This is a genomic window from Pseudomonas azotoformans (assembly GCF_001579805.1).
GTDB lineage: Bacteria > Pseudomonadota > Gammaproteobacteria > Pseudomonadales > Pseudomonadaceae > Aquipseudomonas > Aquipseudomonas azotoformans_A.
Genome location: NZ_CP014546.1, coordinates 5112486 through 5128853 on the forward strand (window position 1 = coordinate 5112486; position 16368 = coordinate 5128853).

Genomic DNA, 16368 nt, shown 5'->3' on the forward strand with positions numbered 1-16368 from the left:
TGTTTTTGAGTTTTGGCAGAAGAAAAGTCGACGGGTTGTTGTTATTGGCTGTTGCTTTCGAAACCGTGCAGCACGTTGACGGCGTTGATGCCGATTTCATCGACCATGTAGCCGCCTTCCATCACGAACAGAGTGGGCACGCCGACGCTGGCAATGATTTCGCCCATGCCGAGGAAGTCCTGGCTGTCGAGGAGGAAGTGGCTGATGGGGTCGTCCTTGAAGGTATCGACCCCCAGGGAGATCACCAGCACCTCGGGCGCGAAGTCGCGCAGTTGCTGGCACGCATTGATCAAGGCGATTTGGTAGTGCGCCCAGGTGGTGTTTTTCGGCAACGGATAATTCAGGTTGAAGCCCTCCCCAGCGCCCGCACCGCGTTCACTGGCCGCACCGGAAAAGTACGGGTAAGAGACTGCCGGGTCGCCATGCAGGGAGATGAACAGCACGTCTGGGCGGTCGTAGAAAATGTTCTGCGTGCCGTTGCCGTGGTGGAAATCCACATCCAGTATCGCCACGCGCTTGGCGCCTTGGGTAATGGCTTGCTCGGCGGCAATCGCGGCGTTGTTGAGGTAGCAATAACCGCCCATGTATTCGCGGGCTGCGTGGTGGCCCGGCGGGCGGCACAGGGCGAAGGCGCTGTGATGGCCCTCGTCGATCAGCGCCAGGCCGGTCAAGGCGATGTCCGCGCTGGTTTTGACCGCCTCCCAGGTGGTGCGGGTAATCGGCGAGCCGGCGTCCATCGCGTAGAAACCAAGCTTGCCGTCGATGAACTCCGGGACTTGATGGTTCGCCAAGTCACGCACCGGCCACACCAGGGGCAACGCGTCATGGCTGCGGCCAATGGCGGTCCATTCGGCCCAGGCGGTTTCGAGGAACGCTACGTAGCGCTCGCTGTGGGCATTGACGTAACAGGCCCGATCGAAGCGGCGCGGTGTGACGATATCGCCCAGGCCCACCTGCCTGACCCGGTCACGCACCGTGTCGGCGCGGCTCGGTTGTTCGAATGAAGGTTTGAGCACGCCGTCCTTCAGTTCAGTGCCGTGGTGCAAACGGTGGGCTTCGCTAAAAACAGTCAACATGGGTGGGCATCCGCCAGTAAAAGACAGGGTCTATTTTGTTCTGGCAACCTGGGGTTTTCTTTGCTTTTACTTACGGCACTGTTAGTTTTATCGGGAATATTTACCTCTGTGGCGCACAATTATGAAAAATAAAACCAGACAGGTCGCTCTTGATGACACCGATCTCGCCATCCTCGCTTTGTTGCAGGAAGACGCCAGTATTTCCAACGCGCAGTTGAGCGAACGCCTGTCACTGAGTCTCACCCCCTGCTGGCGTCGGCGCAAACGCCTGGAGGAAGAAGGCGTGATCAAGGATTACCAGGCCAACCTCGACCGCAAGATGCTCGGACTGGACATCATGGCGTTCGTCCATGTGCGTTTCGCGATCCACACCGATCACGCGCCGGATGCGTTTGAAGCCGTGGTGAAGGAGCTGCCGCAGGTGCTGTCCTGCCACAAGATCACCGGGGATGCGGATTACCTGTTGCAGGTCCTCGCGCAAGACCTGGACAGCTACAGCGAGTTTGTCGAGAGCGTGTTGCGACGGCAGTTGGGGATTGCGTCGATTCAGTCGAGTCTGGCGCTGAGGGAAGTCAAGGCGACCAGTCGGGTGGCGATTCCACAAGGCGAGACCCCATAAGCAGGTGCCGGTAAATAACAGGTGCGTCCTTTCGTCAAGTTGATGGCAAAATGCCCTTTTTCCCGCACTCATGGAGCGATTGTGACGCTAGTTCTTGCTACCCCTGACACCACCCTCCCCTCAGATCTCCCAGCGCAGTTCCGCTTCTTTAAACGCCTCGGGATGTTCGTACTGGCGGCACTGATCTTTGTGCTGGCCCCGGTACCCGGATTCCTGCTGGTGCCGCCAGCGATGCAGAGCTACCTCATGTTTGCCATCACCAGTGGTCCGATCGCGTTATTGCTGTCCGCCCTGTTCGTTGTGCAACACCGAAAAAACCTGTCCGCAACGTTTTACGGTCACCACATCCGTCAGACATTACGTCTCGGCGCCATAGGCCTTATCGGCGCCTATTTGCTCAGCGGATTGCTCGTCATTGTGATGGGGCAGCCGCGAGAAGCGTTTATGGCGGACCTGCTGAGTGGCCTGACGCAGGGACAGATTCTGTTCAAATTGGCCTCCTTGCTGATCCTTCCGGCCATTGCCGAAGAGTTGATGATTCGTCACTACCTGCTGCGCCTGTTTCCCTACCAGCGCAGCGTGATCTGGAAATGGATAGCGGTGGTCGCTACTTCGCTGTTGTTCGCCATCATCCATACCCAGTACGACAGTTGGACCACCCTGGCACTGATCTTTGTCGTGGGCTGCCTGTTTGCATGGGTGCGAATTGTCAGTGGTGGTTTGCTGGTGCCCATCCTGCTGCACATGCTGGCCGAAGTGGTTGCGGCAAGCCTGGATTGGACCTGGGCTTGGGCTGGTTTTTACAGTTGAGTCAACCCAACACATGCTTTGGGCGCACGGCCAATGTGTGCGCCCATACTCGTAGTTAGTGGCAAAACGCCGCGCCTCTAGATGTGAAAAAATCATTAACCAATTCTCTTTTAAGGCTTTTTCCCACACGTTCAATCTGCCACACTGATGCGAATAATTATCAACACCTTTATTATTCGCCAGGGACGGCATTCGGGGAGAGTCAGTTCCATGTCTGTGCAACAACACGGCGGCAAAGGTTTTTCACCCAGTCTGATGGCGTTGGCGGTCTGTCTTGCAAGTTCACCTGCGGCCTTTGCCGCCGAGACCCAGGCACCCGCCGCTACCCTTGAACTGGGGGCCACGCAAATCTCCGGCGAAGCGCAACTGGGCGAAACCACCGAAGGCACGCAGTCCTACACCACCGGCGCGATGAAAACCGCGACCAAGCTGCCGTTGACCATGCGTGAAACCCCGCAGGCCGTTACCGTCATTACGCGCCAACGCATGGATGATCAGGCGATGACCAGCATCAATGATGTGGTCAAAGCCACGCCCGGTCTGTTCCTCAACTTCTCCAGCGGTCCTGGCCGGCAGTCCTATACGTCCCGCGGTTTCGACATCGACAACCTGATGTACGACGGCATCCCCACCGGCTATAACGGCGTCTCCGTAGGCTCTCAGCCGAACCTGGCGATGTTCGATCGCGTCGAGATCGTGCGCGGCGCCACTGGCCTGATAACCGGCGCGGGTAACCCTTCGGCGGCCATCAACCTGGTACGCAAGCGGCCACTGGACGAACAAAAAGTCACCCTCACCGGCGCCGCCGGCAGTTGGGACGACTACCGTGGCGAACTCGACGCCTCCAGCCCCCTCAACGACAGTGGCACCTGGCGCGGCCGGGTCGTCACGTCCTACCGCGATGCCAACAGTTTCATCGACAACGCCGAGGAATATCACGGCCTGTTCTATGCCGTCACCGAAGCCGACCTGAGCGAAGACACCACCCTGACGCTCGGTTTCTCGAACCAGAAAGACAAGACCAACTACTTCTGGGGTTCGTCGATGGTCGGCCAGGATGGTCATCACCTGAACCTGCCACGGTCCTACAATCCAGGCACTGACTGGGAGAACAAAGACCAGGAGGTCAACACGGTATTCGCTGAACTGCGCCAGCAACTGGCCAACGACTGGAAACTGCAAGTCAACGCCAACTACGCCGAACAGAACGCATTGTTCTCCGGCTCGTACCAGTCACGCTGGGTCAATAACACGCTGGCGCGCACCGTCTACCAGGCGGCCTACGATGAAAACCAGGCAGGCGTCGACGCCTTCGCCAGCGGCCCCTTCCAAGCGTTCGGACGTACCCATGAACTGGTCGTGGGCGCCAGCCGACGCATCTACGACATGACCACCCACAACTACAGCCCCTACAACCTCAACTGGCCGCTCGCCGCGGGCAAACCGGACTTCGTCCACACCACCAATGACCGTGATGTCACCACCCAGGATGGTGTCTACATCACCACGCGCCTGAACCTGGCCGACCCTTTGAAGCTCATCCTCGGCGGGCGCCTGGACTGGTATGACTACGATGCCCATGGCGGTGCCGACAACTCCGGCGACTACAAGGTCACGCGTAACCTCACCCGCTACGCCGGCCTGATCTACGACCTGGACGACCATCACTCGGTGTATGTCAGCTACAGCGACATCTTTACGCCGCAAAGCGCCAAGGACACCTCCGGCAACCCCGTCAAGCCGATTGTCGGCAAGAACTATGAAGTGGGCATCAAGGGCGAATACCTCGGCGGTGCGCTGAATGCGAGCGTGGCGCTGTTCCGCGTCGACCAGGAAAACCGCGCAGTGGATGTGGTCGTGCCTAACTGTCCGCAGGCCAGCTGCTCCGAAGCCTCAGGCGAAATCCGCAGCCAGGGTATCGACTTCGAACTGCAAGGCGCCCTGACCGAGAACTGGCAGGTCGGCGGTGGCTACACCTACGCGCGTACCCACACCATCAAGGATCAAGCCAACCCGCAGAACGTCAACCAGCAGTTCGACACCGACACCCCGGAACACCTGTTCAAACTGACCACTAACTACCACTTCCAGGGCGCCCTGCAAAAACTCCGCGTGGGCGGCAACGTCTCCTGGCAGAGCCGCATGTACAACGACTTCAAAGTCGCGGACGGCAGCACCTACCGCCTCAAGCAAGGCGCCTACGCCGTCACCGACCTGATGGCCGGTTACCAGGTCAACCAGCACCTTGACCTGCAACTCAACGCCAACAACATCTTTGACCGTCGCTACTACCAGTCCATCTCCAACTCCGTGAGCTATGGCGGTGATTCCTACGGCACGCCCCGCAACATGATGCTGACTGCCAAATACAGCTTCTGATCGCGATCCGATCAACGGCTACCCGCCCGGGTAGCCGTTCCTCAAGTCCCTCCCCCGCAAGCCGATAACCGTTTGGCATCACTGAATCCTATAAAAACCAAAAACACCTGATTCGCTCCACCCTGCCCTCACTTTGATTCGGCCAGACCACAGGGAGTAAGTGTGAATGCCCACCCGCGCGCGTTTTTTCGAGCACTACCGCAAAGCCGACCGCATCATGCTGGCGTTGATCTGGCTGATGTTTCTGTTTTCCCTGGGCTTGGCCTTCTGGCACGACACCTTGATGCAAGCCGCCATAATCGGCGGCGGCACCAGCGTGGTGCTCACGGCGCTGTACCGTGCCATAGGCGGCACCCGCGTGATGCGCTGCGCCCTCGGCGCAGGCCTCATGGTGATGGCGGCGCTGCACATCAACCAGGCCCAGGGCGTGATCGAATCGCACTTCGGGATTTTCGCGCTGTTGGCGGTGCTGACGTTTTATCGTGACTGGCTGCCGATCCTGGTCGCGGCCGCCACCATCGCCGTGCATCACGTGGTGTTCCATGCCCTGCAACACCAAGGCTTCCCGGTGTTTGTGATGGAACATCACGGCGGCTGGACCATGGTGTTCGTCCACGCGTTCTACGTGGTGATGGAAACCGTCGCCCTGCTCTACCTGGCCGTACACAGCCAGGCTGAAGCGGTCGAAAGCCAGGAAATGCTGGAGAAGATGCGCGCGGTCACCTCCCAATTCAGCGCGCAGACCACCCAAGGTGACGGCAAGGTGCATGTGTCCCTGGCCAAGCGTTTCGACCACTTCCTGCAACAGATCACCCACCTGATCGACGGTGTCGCCCGCGACTCCCACGGCCTCGGCCAACTCGGCCAGGCACTGGCCAGCGCCAGCGGCACCCTGGAAAAAGGCGCACGGCACCAGTTGGCGGAAATCACCCAGATGACCGGCTCGATGCAGCGCATGGAAGACGCCATGGGCCACATCGCCGTGCACGTCGAGCAAGCGGTGGATCACGCCGGCAAGGCCAGCCAACAGATCCTGCGCGGCCAGGAAAGCGTCAGCCGTGCCCAACAGGAAATCACCCAGTTGGCCTCGCGCCTCAACGGCACCCATGAAACCGTGCAGGGCCTGGCCGTGCAAGCCGAGCAGATCGGCAGCGTGCTTGAAGTGATCAACAGCATCGCCAACCAGACCAACCTGCTCGCCCTCAACGCCGCCATCGAAGCCGCCCGCGCCGGCGAGCAAGGCCGTGGCTTCGCCGTGGTCGCCGACGAAGTGCGCAGCCTGGCGCAGCGCACGGCGGTGTCCACCCAGGAAATCAAAACCATCATCGAAGGCCTGCAACACGGCAGCCGCCAGGCCGTCGAAGCCATGCACGACAGCCGCCAAGGCGTGGAGCGTTGCGTGGAAGACAGCCAGGTCGCCGTCGACATGCTGCGCGCCGTGGGCAACGACATTGCGCACATCGACGACCTGAACGGCCGGATCGTGACCACCACCCGCGAGCAGACCACCGCTAACCTGGAGATTGTCGGGCGGTTGCAGTCGGTGCAGAGCATTGCGCAAAGCACCGCCAACGATGTGGAAACCCTGGCGCGCAGCAGTGAGCAGCTACCGCCGATTGCGGTGCGGTTGGATGCGTTGGGACGCAGGTTCCACCCCTAGGCCCAGTAGCCGCCAATCCCATCCCACAGCAGCTTCAGCGCGGTGACGATCAGCAAGCCATAGCAGGCGCGATAGAGTTGGCGCTGATCCAACCGCGCATGCAGCCGCCAGCCCAGCCACACGCCACTGGGCACGGCGAACAGACAGATAAGTGCCAGGCCCAACACGTTGCCGGTCGGCCTGGCAAGGATCAACCAGGGAATCGCCTTGAGCACATTGCCCACGGTGAAAAACAGGCTGGTGGTCCCGGCGTAAAGCTGTTTGCTCAGGCCAAGCGGCAGCAGATACATCGCCAACGGTGGCCCACCGGAATGCGCAACCATGGTGGTGATTCCCGAGGTGACCCCGGCGGCCAAGGCCTTCGGTGTTGAACGCGGCTTCACACTGACGCTGCCCCCGGCCTTGAACCACAGGCCGACAAACACCAGCGTGACCGCTGCCATCACGATGGCTATCGCTCGGTGATCCAGCACGCGAAAAAGCAGGTAGCCAACGCCAATTCCGACCACCAACCCAGGCACCAATACCTTGAGGTCTGGCTTTGACCAGGTTGACGGCTTCCAATAGCGCAGGCCGAACAGGTCCATGGCGATGAACAACGGCGCCAGCAAGCCGCCAGCAGTGATCGGATCCATCACCAGCGACAGCAGCGGAATTCCGACGATGGCAAAGCCGCCGCCGAAGGCGCCTTTCATAAAGCAGATCAAAAAGACCCCGGCAAAGGTCACCAGAATCGTCGTGGTTGTCAGCTCAAGTTCCATGGTGTGCATTCATTTCGCAGCGAAGAGACGTCATAATCTCGCGCATCACCGGCACCGCAAAAAGTACCAGTTTTGAGGTTTTTCCATGGGCCAGTTGTCGAACCCCAGGCGCGGCGCGGAACGCCGCCTCTACACCCAGCTGCGAGCGCAGATAGAGGACGGCACCCTGGTGCCCGACGCCAAGCTGCCCTCCACCCGTGCCATGGCGCAGACGCTAGGGGTCTCGCGCACCACGGTCACCGCCGCCTACGAGCAATTGGCTGCCGAAGGGTTTGTGGTGACCGCCGTGGGCAAGGCCGCCAGGGTTGCAGCCGTTGCCGTTGCGCGCCCTGTCGTTGCCCTGGTGTCCCCGAAGAGCCCGCCACCGGCACTGTCGCGTTATGGGCAGCGGGTTGCCGCCCTCACGCCCTATCACATGGCCTCGCCCTCCGCGCACATCGACTTTCGATACGGAGCAGTCGCATCGCGGGACTTTCCGTCACTGGGCTGGAACCGCGCCTATCGTGCCGAACTGACCAAGCGCCAACCCACCCGGTCTTACGGCCAAGCCCAAGGCGAAGCCGCTTTGCGCCAGGCGTTGCAAGGCTATCTGCGCCGCGCCCGTGGCTTGACCTGCGATGCCGAGCAGATAGTGGTGGTGCACGGCTCCCAGCAAGGGCTCGACCTGTGTGCCCGCTTGCTGCTCAACCCTGACGACGCCTTCATCTTCGAAGATCCCGGCTACCGCATGGCCCGCTATTGCTTCGAGGCGACCGGCGCAACGGCATTGCCCATCCCTGTGGACGCCTCCGGTTTGCAGGCACAGCTGTTGCCGGATAACCCGCGCGCGCGGTTGGCCTACGTCACCCCGTCGCACCAATTCCCGATCGGCGCCGTGCTGTCCATCGCGCGACGCGTCGAACTGCTCAACTGGGCAAACCGCCATCGCGCGTGGATCATCGAGGACGATTACGGTGGCGAGTTCCGTTACGGCCAGCGTCCCATCGACGCCTTGCAATCGATGGATGCCGAGGCGCGCGTGATCTATGTCGGCACCTTTTCCAAAGCACTTTCACCCCAGTTGAGGCTCGGTTACCTGGTGCTGCCGCGCGAACTGGTAGGCGTGTTTCGCGAGGCCAAGCGGTTGACCGATCGCAACGAACCCCGTTGGGAGCAAAACGTGCTGGCCTCGTTGATCGACAGCGGCGCCTACGAGCGCCACCTACGACGCTTGCGCCGCGACAACGAAGGCCGTCGAAAGGCCCTGCTGGACGCCGTCGACCGCCACCTGCCGGGTCTGGGAAAACTGGAGGGTATGGCCGCCGGGTTGCATGGCGTCTTGTTGTTGCCCGACCTGCACGCTCGGGATGAACACGCATTGCAGGCGATGGCGCTTGAGCGCGGGATCGGTGTTTATCCGCTATCCCCCCTGTTCACTACGCAGGGTGAACGACCGGCAAGCCTGATACTCGGCTATGCCGGGCTTACCGTGCAGCAGATTGATGAAGGCATCCGGATACTTGCGCCAGTGATTCGAGAAGTTATGGGTGCAGCCCGTGCGCCGCTCACACCCCAAAATTGAACGCGATCGAGATCCTTGGCCGCGCGCCCTCAAAGCGTCGTACCGAGTGCATCAACCAGGACGGAAACATGATCAATGTCCCGCTGCTGGCGACACAGATGCTGCTGAAACCGGCAGTCAGGCAATCCTCGACCCGCATGCGCAAGGCGGGATTGTAAGTCGAGGCGACCATGCCCCGTGGATCGACGAATTCCAGATCGCCGCCGACGGTGGCGTCCTCTTCACGCCCCCCCGCATCGACCCAGTAAACACCCGACCAAAATGCGCCAGGGTGCCCATGCAGCGCATTGCTGTGGCCCGCCTCGTTCACATTGGCCCACGCGTTGAGTTTCCACTCGAAACCGGGCTCGGTTAGTCCGAAGCCTTCGTGATGAACGGCGGTCAGCTCAGTGGCAAACCGCGTAGCGAACGCCACCAACGCGCTGCAGGCATCCCCACCCCATGCCTGAAAATCGTTCGCGGACTGCCAACCGCCATCGTTGCTGCGCTGGGCACCAGACTGGTCCTGCGCCATGCGCTGTGTGACCAGCGCTTTGAGCTCAGTGTTGAGCGTATCTGCATTGGGGTATTGGATGCTGGCCAAAGGCGTTGTGAACAGCCGCCGGATGTTGATCAGCTCCGGATTCAACAGATTGTCGCTCGACTGCATGGGTTACTCATCATGTTTTACCAGTAGCCACAAACCATACCGGCATCATCGATTCGGCGATGTAAACCATTGTTAAAGTCTTAACGACAGTTGCGCACAAGCGCCCCGCCTCACCTGGCCCAAATCCTGCCTTCACCACCTCCAGCAAGTCGCTGCTGACTACGCGGACGACTCTTTTGGGCCCCGTCGCCCAACAGCCTGCCCCGATAATCAGTTATCCCCGCACCTATCCCGAGGCCTCCCCCCATGACGAGCCCATCCACCGAACAGGTCAGCCCTCAGACCTTGCGAAAGGTCATTATCGCCGCCGGCATCGGTAACTTTGTCGAGTGGTTCGACTTCGCCGTCTACGGTTTCCTCGCCACCACCATCGCGCAGCAATTCTTCCCCAGCGGCGATGCCAGCGCCGCGTTGCTCAAGACCTTCGCCGTGTTTGCCGTGGCGTTTGCCTTCCGCCCCCTGGGCGGGATTTTCTTCGGCATGCTCGGTGACCGCATCGGCCGCAAACGTACGCTGGCCATGACGATCCTGTTGATGGCCGGCGCCACTACGCTGATCGGCCTGCTCCCCACCTACGCCGCTATCGGCGTAGCGGCGCCGATTCTGTTGTCGCTGATCCGCTGCGCCCAGGGTTTCTCTGCCGGGGGCGAATACGCCGGGGCCTGTGCCTATCTGATGGAGCACGCGCCCAGTGACAAACGCGCGTGGTACGGCAGCTTCGTGCCGGTGTCGACGTTTTCCGCCTTCGCCGCCGCCGCGGTGGTGGCGTATGCGCTGGAAGCGTCGTTGTCCGCCGAGGCCATGGGCAGTTGGGGCTGGCGCCTGCCATTCCTGATCGCCGCGCCGCTGGGATTGGTGGGGCTTTACCTGCGCTGGAAGCTGGACGAGACGCCCGCTTTCCAGGCGGTGAAAGAGGAGCACACCGTGGCCCACTCCCCGCTCAAGGAAACCCTGCGCAACCATGGTGCGGCGATCTGCTGCCTGGGCGCTTTTGTGTCACTGACGGCGCTGTCGTTTTATATGTTCACCACTTACTTCGCGACCTACCTGCAAGTGGCCGGCGGCTTGAGTCGGGCGATGGCGTTGCTGGTGTCGCTGATTGCGTTGATCTTCGCGGCGGCGATCTGCCCACTGGCGGGGTTGTATTCGGATCGAGTCGGCCGTCGTGTCACCGTGATGACCGCCTGTGTGTTGTTGATGGTGGTGGTGTATCCGTCGTTCCTGATGGCCAGCTCCGGCTCGTTCGCGGCCTCCATCGTCGGCGTGATGCTGCTGGCGGTAGGGGCCGTGCTGTGTGGCGTGGTCACGGCCGCCTTGCTGTCGGAAACCTTTCCGACCCGCACGCGCTACACCGCCTCGGCGATCACCTACAACCTGGCCTACACGATCTTCGGCGGCACCGCGCCGTTGATGGCGACCTGGTTGATCAGCACCACGGGCAGCAATCTGTCACCGGCGTTCTACCTGATTGCCGTGGCGTTGCTGGCGTTGGCAGGTGGGTTGGCGTTGCCGGAGACGTCGAGGATTTCCTTGCATGACGTGGGGCCGGAGGACAAAAGCGCCGCGCCGTTGCTATCAAGGTAAACGGAGCGAGGGTGGAAGCCGCTGAACGCAGGTATGATCCAGGCTAAACCGGCCCGATTGGACCCACCCTGATGCCCGTATCCCAAACCCGCCCTTCCCCCGCGCCGTTGCTCAAACCTGGCGAAACCGTGGTGCTGTTCGATGGCGTGTGCAAGTTGTGCAATGGTTGGGCGAGGTTCCTGATCCGTCATGACCGCCAACAACGCATACGCTTGGCGGCGGTGCAATCCCCCGAGGGCCAGGCGTTGCTGGCCTGGGCGGGATTGCCCCTGGATCAGTTCGACACCCTGGCGGTCATTCGTAACCACCACTACTGGGTGCGTTCGGACGCCGTGTTCGAAATCATTGCGCAACTGCCTGCCGCGTGGCGGCCATTGCTGTTGTTGCGCATCATCCCGCGCGGGCTGCGGGATTGGGCTTACGACCGCATCGCACGCAATCGCTATCGGATTTTCGGGCGGTACGACACGTGCCTGTTGCCGCATCCAGACCATGAGCAGCGTTTCTTGAAGGCACCGCTATGACTCCCTTGGTGCGCATCAACTGGATCGCCCGATTCGGGCTGGCGTTCATGTTTGCCTACCATGGGCTGGTGCCGAAGCTGCTGTGGCTAAGCCAGGGCGAGCGGGTAATGATTGAGGCGCATGGCATCGAACAGGTGCAGCTGTTCGCCACGCTGGCCGGAATTGGGGAGATCGTCCTGGCGCTATGGATCGTGCTTTCAGCGCGCAGTATCTGGCCCATTGCAGTGGCTGCGGCGGCGCTGTCGGGCCTGCTGGTGGATGTGGCGATTGTCAGCCCGGCGATGCTCAGGGAGGCATTCAACCCTGTGTCGCTCAACGTGGCCGGGGTGGCGTTGTGTGCGGTGGCGTGGTGCGCTAGTCCGAGAACCGTACAGAGAGACTCAGGTTCGCCGGGTCGTTGATGGCGGCCATGTACTCGTCGACGGTAATCTCACCAACGCACGGTCGCGCGCCGGGTTCGGGCCGGTAGCCCTGGGCGATCTTGACCGCCAGCGCAACAGCAGCGCAGCTGGGGATTTCCGGGCCTTTGTCATTCAAGGCCGTCAATTGCACGGCCAGTGACAAAGGCTGGCCGTCAGCCCCCACGCCCTGCACATCGATGTACATCGCGCTTTTACCATCGCCAAACCGTTCAAACCAAGTGCCCAACCGATGCAGCCGCGCGGCCCAAGTGACAGGGTCACGCACGATCCCCAGCCGCCGAGCCTGGGCCAGCAACCCGTTGGCGACGCCACCCAGTTTGAGCCCCGCGCCCGCCTTGAAGCGCAAGGTGTGGGCGCCGTAGCGGCTGGCGAAAATATCCATGTCCGGCACGTCCACATTGGCCAGCACTCGCGTGCCCAGTCCAGGCATTTTGCGCAGCGTCAGGTCCTGCCAACCCAGCACTTCGTGTACCTGGCCATTCCTGAGTTGCTTGATCGGTTTGCCCGCGTAGGCCAGCACCCCTTCGATCGTCGACAGGCCCGGCATCTTGGCCGAAGAGGAAATGCCATGCTCGATCGAGTCGATGCGCGTAAAACGCGACCGGTACTGGTCGATGAGCGCAGATGACAATGTCGGCACCGAACTGCAACCACTGAGGATGGCCACGCCCGCCTGCTTGGCCTGCGCATCCAGCACGCCCACGCCATTGACGAAGGTGCGGCAGTCGGACAGGTCGCAGTAGTTAACACCCGCCTCGATGCAGCTCAGGGCAACCGCATAGGACTGCCCCTGGAACGGGCCGCCGGTATGAATCACTAACTGGATGCGCTCGGACTGTAAAACACCCGCGAATCCGGCCCCCATGGCATCGCCACACCAGCCTTCGCACGCCGTGCCGGGCTGCGCGTTCAACGCGTCGAGCTTGCGCTGCAACTTGTGTGGATCACGGCCCGAGATCACCAGCTCAATGCCCGGTGCTACCGCCAGATGTCGGCACACGATACTGCCGAAATTGCCGTAGCCGCCGATCACCATCACCCTGAGTGCCATGCCCGTCTTCCCTGAACCATCGATCGTATGCTGCGCCTGCAACAGGCTGGCAGCTGAGGCGGCCAACGATACTCGATTTCCTAAACCGCCGCAGCCATGCGGGTTCTGGTACTCCAGGCAAAGCTCACGACCATCAGCAGCCCCAAGCCCGCCATCGCGGCGCCGGCCAGGGAAATCGCCGGGTAGCCCAGCCCTGCGTTGATCACTGCACCACCTACTGCTGCGCCAATCGCGTTACCGAAGTTGAAGGCGCCGATGTTTACGGCCGAGGCCAGGTTCGGCGCATCCTTGGCCGCTTCCATCACGCGCATCTGCAACGGCGGCACGACGGCGAAGCTGGCGATACCCCAGATAAGGATGCTCACCGCAGCCGGAATCGGCCAACGCATCAAGAACGCAAAGGCCAGCAGGACCAGGATCAGTGCGCTCAGCGAGACTATCAGGGTCCGGTCGATCGAACGGTCTGCCGCCTTGCCGCCCCACATATTGCCCAGGGTCAGCCCGACGCCAAACAGCACCAGCATGGCCGTGATAAAGGGGGTAGACGCGTGGGTCTCATTGCTCAGGATCGGCGCGATATAGGTAAACACGGTGAACATCGCCCCCGAACCCACCACGGTCAGGGCCAGCGCCGCCAGTACCGAACCACGCCCCAACACCTTGATTTCGGCCAGCACACCGTCGCTTTTCGGCAGTGGTAGGTTAGGCAGCGCGAACCACAGCGCGACCATGGTCACCAGGCCCAACCCGCCAATGCCCCAGAACGCCGTACGCCAGCCAAGCAGCTCACCAAACCAGGTCGCCAGCGGCACACCGCCAATGGTCGCCAGGGTCAGGCCCATAAACATTGCGGCGACGGCTCCGGCGCGCTTGTCCGGCGCGACCACGCTGGCGGCGACGATGGAGCCGACGCCAAAAAACGCGCCGTGGTTAAGCGAAGTGATGACGCGGGCGATCAACAGGTCGTAATAGCCGGTGGCAAGCGCCGACATCACGTTACCCAGGGTGAAAATGGCCATGAGCCCCACCAGCAGGTAGCGCCGGGGAATCTTGCCGGTGGTCAAGATCATCAGGGGCGCGCCGAGCAATACCCCCAGGGCATAGGCGCTGACCAACAGCCCTGCGGTGGGAATGGACACGCCAAGGTCATTGGCGATGGTGGGCAACATGCCCATGGGCGCGAACTCAGTGACACCAATGCCAAAGGCACCGACGGCAAGGGCTACAAGGGGTGGATTGATACGCATGGAAGACTCCTCATTTATGCCGCAAATGCTACGATCAACGCTTTAACGGCACTAGACCGTTTAATTGGCAATCACCTTTGCGCACGAGGCAAAAATGGATTTCAACGGCAGGTCGGGCGAGATGGCGGTATTCGCGATGGTGGCTCAGGAAGGCAGCCTGTCGGCGGCGGCGCGGGCGTTACGCCTGACGCCTTCGGCCGTCAGCCGCGTCATCGCACGCACGGAACAGCGCCTGGGCACCCGCCTGCTGATTCGCACGACCCGCGCCCTAGCCTTTACGGCCGAAGGCGAGGTGTACCTTCGCGGCGCCCGGCGCATCCTGGCCGACATGGACGAAGTCGAGGAAGCCATCGCCGACCAGGGCGCGCCCAAAGGCCGGCTACGGGTCAGTGCTGCCCTGGGCCACGGTCGCATGGCCATCGTGCCCTTGGTGGCGGCATTCAGCGCCCGCTACCCGAACATTGTGGTGGATTTGACCTTGGGCGACGAAGTGGTCGACATCCTGGGCGGCCAAGCGGACGTGGCGATCCGCTTTGGCGACCTGCCAGACAGCCCGCTGACAGCGCGCCGCATCGGTGATACCGGCCAGGCGCTGGTGGCGTCGCCTGCGTACCTCCACCAACACGGCACACCGCTGGAACCGAACGACTTGCTGCGACACAACTGCCTGCGTTTCAACTTCCGCCGTGCCCAATCCGACTGGCCCTTCGCCCGTGACGGCCGGGAGTTTTCGCTGAAGATCAACGGCAATATCGAATGCAGCAGTGGCGAAGCGCTCGCGCAACTGGCGCGACTGGGCGCCGGTATCGCACGCATCGGCGAATTCACGGTGGCAGAAGACCTGCAACGCGGTGACCTGGTGCGCCTGCTGGAAGCCTGGAACCCCGGCGACAGGGAGCCGATCCACGTGGTGTTTGTCGGCGGTGCGAGCATGCCGGCGCGGATCCGCGTGTTTGTGGACTTTTTGCTGGAGCACCATCGGCTGTAAACCACGCCTGGCGCCAGCGTTGTCACCTGGCGACGTCACCCGCAAAGTGCGGAGACGTACCGAAATACTCGATCAAAAGTTCGGTGAGAACCCGAATCTTCTGGGCCGGATGCTGACCTGCAGGACGGACCATGTAGGCACCCGCCGACGGGGGTGGATACGCCGTCATGATCGGCACCAGCGCACCGCTGGCCAGGCTGACATGGGTGAGGCAATCGGGCAGGTACGCGACGCCCAGCCCGGCTACAGCGGCAGCCACCAACGCCACACCGCTGTCCGCCTTGAAGCGCCCCTGGGGACGCACTGCAACGACCTTGTCGCCATCCAGAAATTGCCAGGCTTCGGTGCTCTGCATCAGGGCTTGATGGGCGATCAGTTCCTCCGGCTTCTGCGGGGCACCATGGGCTTTGATATAGCCCGGACTCGCAACCAGTTTGCCCTTGATCGGGCCAATGCAGCGTGCAATCAGATTGGAGTCCTGCAGGTAGCCGACCCGTATCGCACAGTCGTAACCCTCCGCGATCAGGTCAACAAAGCGATCGCTGTAGCAGGTCTGGATATGCAGTTGCGGGTGTCGTCGTGCCATTTCTGCCAGCACGGGGGCGAAATGGGTGGGGCCGAAAGACAGCGGCGCGGCCACTCGCAGGCGGCCTCGCAACGCACCGTCGGGCAGGATCGCTTCCCTGGCAACGTCTATTTCCGCACAGACCCTGGCGGCATAGTCGCGGAACGTGGCGCCAGCCTCAGTCAGTGCGGCCCCGCGCGTAGACCGGGCCAGCAACTGCACGCCAAGTTCTGCTTCCAGGCGCGCCAGCCTGCGACTGACGATTGACTTGGACACGCCAAGCCTCACCGCAGCAGGCGAAACGCCCCCCGCATCGGCAACCGCCACGAAGGTCTGAAGTTCTTCGATATCCAAATCAGTGTTCCCCTTTGAGCGACACAGTTAACCACTGCACGCGACTACCGCATTGAGTGTGGGAAAAGCACAGTGCTGTCCACAAGCAATGCGCCCACCTGCGCACTGCTTGATAGCT

Annotated in this window: 15 protein-coding genes; 9 read left to right on the forward strand and 6 right to left on the reverse strand. The window is 61.7% G+C overall.

The features are described from left to right. Positions 1-41: 41 nt before the first annotated feature. The gene (locus AYR47_RS23390) at positions 42-1076 is read right to left on the reverse strand and encodes a histone deacetylase family protein (RefSeq protein ID WP_061437126.1); all 1035 of its coding nucleotides are present in this window, start codon (positions 1074-1076) and stop codon (positions 42-44) included. A 121-nt stretch (positions 1077-1197) separates the two neighbouring features. Between AYR47_RS23390 and AYR47_RS23395 the strand changes: the two genes are divergently transcribed. The 4 genes from AYR47_RS23395 to AYR47_RS33200 all read left to right on the forward strand — a co-directional run bounded on the left by AYR47_RS23395 (position 1198) and on the right by AYR47_RS33200 (position 6544). Beyond that, on the forward strand, positions 1198-1695 hold the full coding sequence (locus tag AYR47_RS23395) for an Lrp/AsnC family transcriptional regulator (protein ID WP_033896536.1): 498 nt from the start codon (positions 1198-1200) through the stop codon (positions 1693-1695). 81 nt (positions 1696-1776) lie between these two features. Next, positions 1777-2505, forward strand: a complete 729-nt coding sequence (locus AYR47_RS23400; protein ID WP_061437136.1) for a CPBP family intramembrane glutamic endopeptidase — start codon at positions 1777-1779, stop codon at positions 2503-2505. A 210-nt stretch (positions 2506-2715) separates the two neighbouring features. Then, complete coding sequence (locus AYR47_RS23405; RefSeq protein WP_061437138.1) at positions 2716-4884, forward strand: TonB-dependent siderophore receptor; 2169 nt, start codon at positions 2716-2718, stop codon at positions 4882-4884. 166 nt (positions 4885-5050) lie between these two features. After that, the gene (locus AYR47_RS33200) at positions 5051-6544 is read left to right on the forward strand and encodes a methyl-accepting chemotaxis protein (RefSeq protein ID WP_061437140.1); all 1494 of its coding nucleotides are present in this window, start codon (positions 5051-5053) and stop codon (positions 6542-6544) included. Here the strand turns inward: AYR47_RS33200 and AYR47_RS23415 are convergent. Next, positions 6541-7305, reverse strand: a complete 765-nt coding sequence (locus AYR47_RS23415; RefSeq protein ID WP_156487824.1) for a sulfite exporter TauE/SafE family protein — start codon at positions 7303-7305, stop codon at positions 6541-6543. The two genes, AYR47_RS33200 and AYR47_RS23415, sit on opposite strands and share 4 nt — an antisense overlap. 85 nt (positions 7306-7390) lie before the next feature. On the opposite strand from AYR47_RS23415, the gene pdxR reads away from it, so the two are divergent. After that, positions 7391-8866 (forward strand): MocR-like pyridoxine biosynthesis transcription factor PdxR, encoded by a 1476-nt coding sequence (gene pdxR, locus AYR47_RS23420; protein ID WP_033896541.1) that lies wholly within the window; start codon positions 7391-7393, stop codon positions 8864-8866. Here the strand turns inward: pdxR and AYR47_RS23425 are convergent. Beyond that, positions 8850-9515 carry a TIGR02466 family protein gene (locus AYR47_RS23425; RefSeq protein WP_061437142.1) on the reverse strand — a complete coding sequence of 222 codons (666 nt, stop codon included), beginning with the start codon at positions 9513-9515 and terminating at the stop codon, positions 8850-8852. The genes pdxR and AYR47_RS23425 overlap by 17 nt on opposite strands. 246 nt (positions 9516-9761) lie before the next feature. Here AYR47_RS23425 and AYR47_RS23430 point away from each other — a divergent pair, with 246 nt between their 5' ends. From AYR47_RS23430 to AYR47_RS23440, 3 genes are all read left to right on the forward strand, one after another. Further along, complete coding sequence (locus tag AYR47_RS23430; RefSeq protein WP_061437144.1) at positions 9762-11099, forward strand: MFS transporter; 1338 nt, start codon at positions 9762-9764, stop codon at positions 11097-11099. Positions 11100-11170: 71 nt separating this feature from the next. Next, positions 11171-11623 carry a thiol-disulfide oxidoreductase DCC family protein gene (locus AYR47_RS23435; RefSeq protein WP_033896544.1) on the forward strand — a complete coding sequence of 151 codons (453 nt, stop codon included), beginning with the start codon at positions 11171-11173 and terminating at the stop codon, positions 11621-11623. Further along, a complete protein-coding gene (locus AYR47_RS23440) occupies positions 11620-12024 on the forward strand; it encodes a DoxX-like family protein (RefSeq protein WP_061437146.1) in 405 nt (134 codons plus the stop codon). The genes AYR47_RS23435 and AYR47_RS23440 overlap by 4 nt, the downstream gene beginning before the upstream one ends. On the opposite strand, the gene AYR47_RS23445 is transcribed toward AYR47_RS23440, so the two are convergent. Continuing rightward, entirely contained in the window at positions 11978-13096 is a 1119-nt protein-coding gene (locus AYR47_RS23445; protein WP_033896546.1) for a saccharopine dehydrogenase family protein, read from the reverse strand. The genes AYR47_RS23440 and AYR47_RS23445 overlap by 47 nt on opposite strands. Before the next feature lie 80 nt (positions 13097-13176). After that, positions 13177-14343 (reverse strand): MFS transporter, encoded by a 1167-nt coding sequence (locus AYR47_RS23450; RefSeq protein ID WP_061437147.1) that lies wholly within the window; start codon positions 14341-14343, stop codon positions 13177-13179. A gap of 94 nt (positions 14344-14437) precedes the next feature. Here AYR47_RS23450 and AYR47_RS23455 point away from each other — a divergent pair, with 94 nt between their 5' ends. Next, on the forward strand, positions 14438-15331 hold the full coding sequence (locus tag AYR47_RS23455; RefSeq protein ID WP_061437149.1) for a LysR family transcriptional regulator: 894 nt from the start codon (positions 14438-14440) through the stop codon (positions 15329-15331). A gap of 22 nt (positions 15332-15353) precedes the next feature. On the opposite strand, the gene AYR47_RS23460 is transcribed toward AYR47_RS23455, so the two are convergent. Further along, a complete protein-coding gene (locus AYR47_RS23460; protein WP_061437151.1) occupies positions 15354-16250 on the reverse strand; it encodes a LysR family transcriptional regulator in 897 nt (298 codons plus the stop codon). Positions 16251-16368: the final 118 nt, after the last annotated feature.

Bases quoted from the DNA above. Each gene is read 5' to 3' on its own strand.
- AYR47_RS23425 (WP_061437142.1), bottom strand. From the start codon at position 9,515: ATGCAGTCGAGCGACAATCTGTTGAATCCGGAGCTGATCAACATCCGG.
- AYR47_RS23395 (WP_033896536.1), top strand. From the start codon at position 1,198: ATGAAAAATAAAACCAGACAGGTCGCTCTTGATGACACCGATCTCGCC.
- AYR47_RS23450 (WP_061437147.1), bottom strand. From the start codon at position 14,343: ATGCGTATCAATCCACCCCTTGTAGCCCTTGCCGTCGGTGCCTTTGGC.
- AYR47_RS23430 (WP_061437144.1), top strand. From the start codon at position 9,762: ATGACGAGCCCATCCACCGAACAGGTCAGCCCTCAGACCTTGCGAAAG.
- AYR47_RS23390 (WP_061437126.1), bottom strand. From the start codon at position 1,076: ATGTTGACTGTTTTTAGCGAAGCCCACCGTTTGCACCACGGCACTGAA.
- AYR47_RS33200 (WP_061437140.1), top strand. From the start codon at position 5,051: ATGCCCACCCGCGCGCGTTTTTTCGAGCACTACCGCAAAGCCGACCGC.
- AYR47_RS23415 (WP_156487824.1), bottom strand. From the start codon at position 7,305: ATGGAACTTGAGCTGACAACCACGACGATTCTGGTGACCTTTGCCGGG.
- AYR47_RS23455 (WP_061437149.1), top strand. From the start codon at position 14,438: ATGGATTTCAACGGCAGGTCGGGCGAGATGGCGGTATTCGCGATGGTG.
- AYR47_RS23440 (WP_061437146.1), top strand. From the start codon at position 11,620: ATGACTCCCTTGGTGCGCATCAACTGGATCGCCCGATTCGGGCTGGCG.
- AYR47_RS23405 (WP_061437138.1), top strand. From the start codon at position 2,716: ATGTCTGTGCAACAACACGGCGGCAAAGGTTTTTCACCCAGTCTGATG.
- AYR47_RS23445 (WP_033896546.1), bottom strand. From the start codon at position 13,096: ATGGCACTCAGGGTGATGGTGATCGGCGGCTACGGCAATTTCGGCAGT.
- pdxR (WP_033896541.1), top strand. From the start codon at position 7,391: ATGGGCCAGTTGTCGAACCCCAGGCGCGGCGCGGAACGCCGCCTCTAC.
- AYR47_RS23435 (WP_033896544.1), top strand. From the start codon at position 11,171: ATGCCCGTATCCCAAACCCGCCCTTCCCCCGCGCCGTTGCTCAAACCT.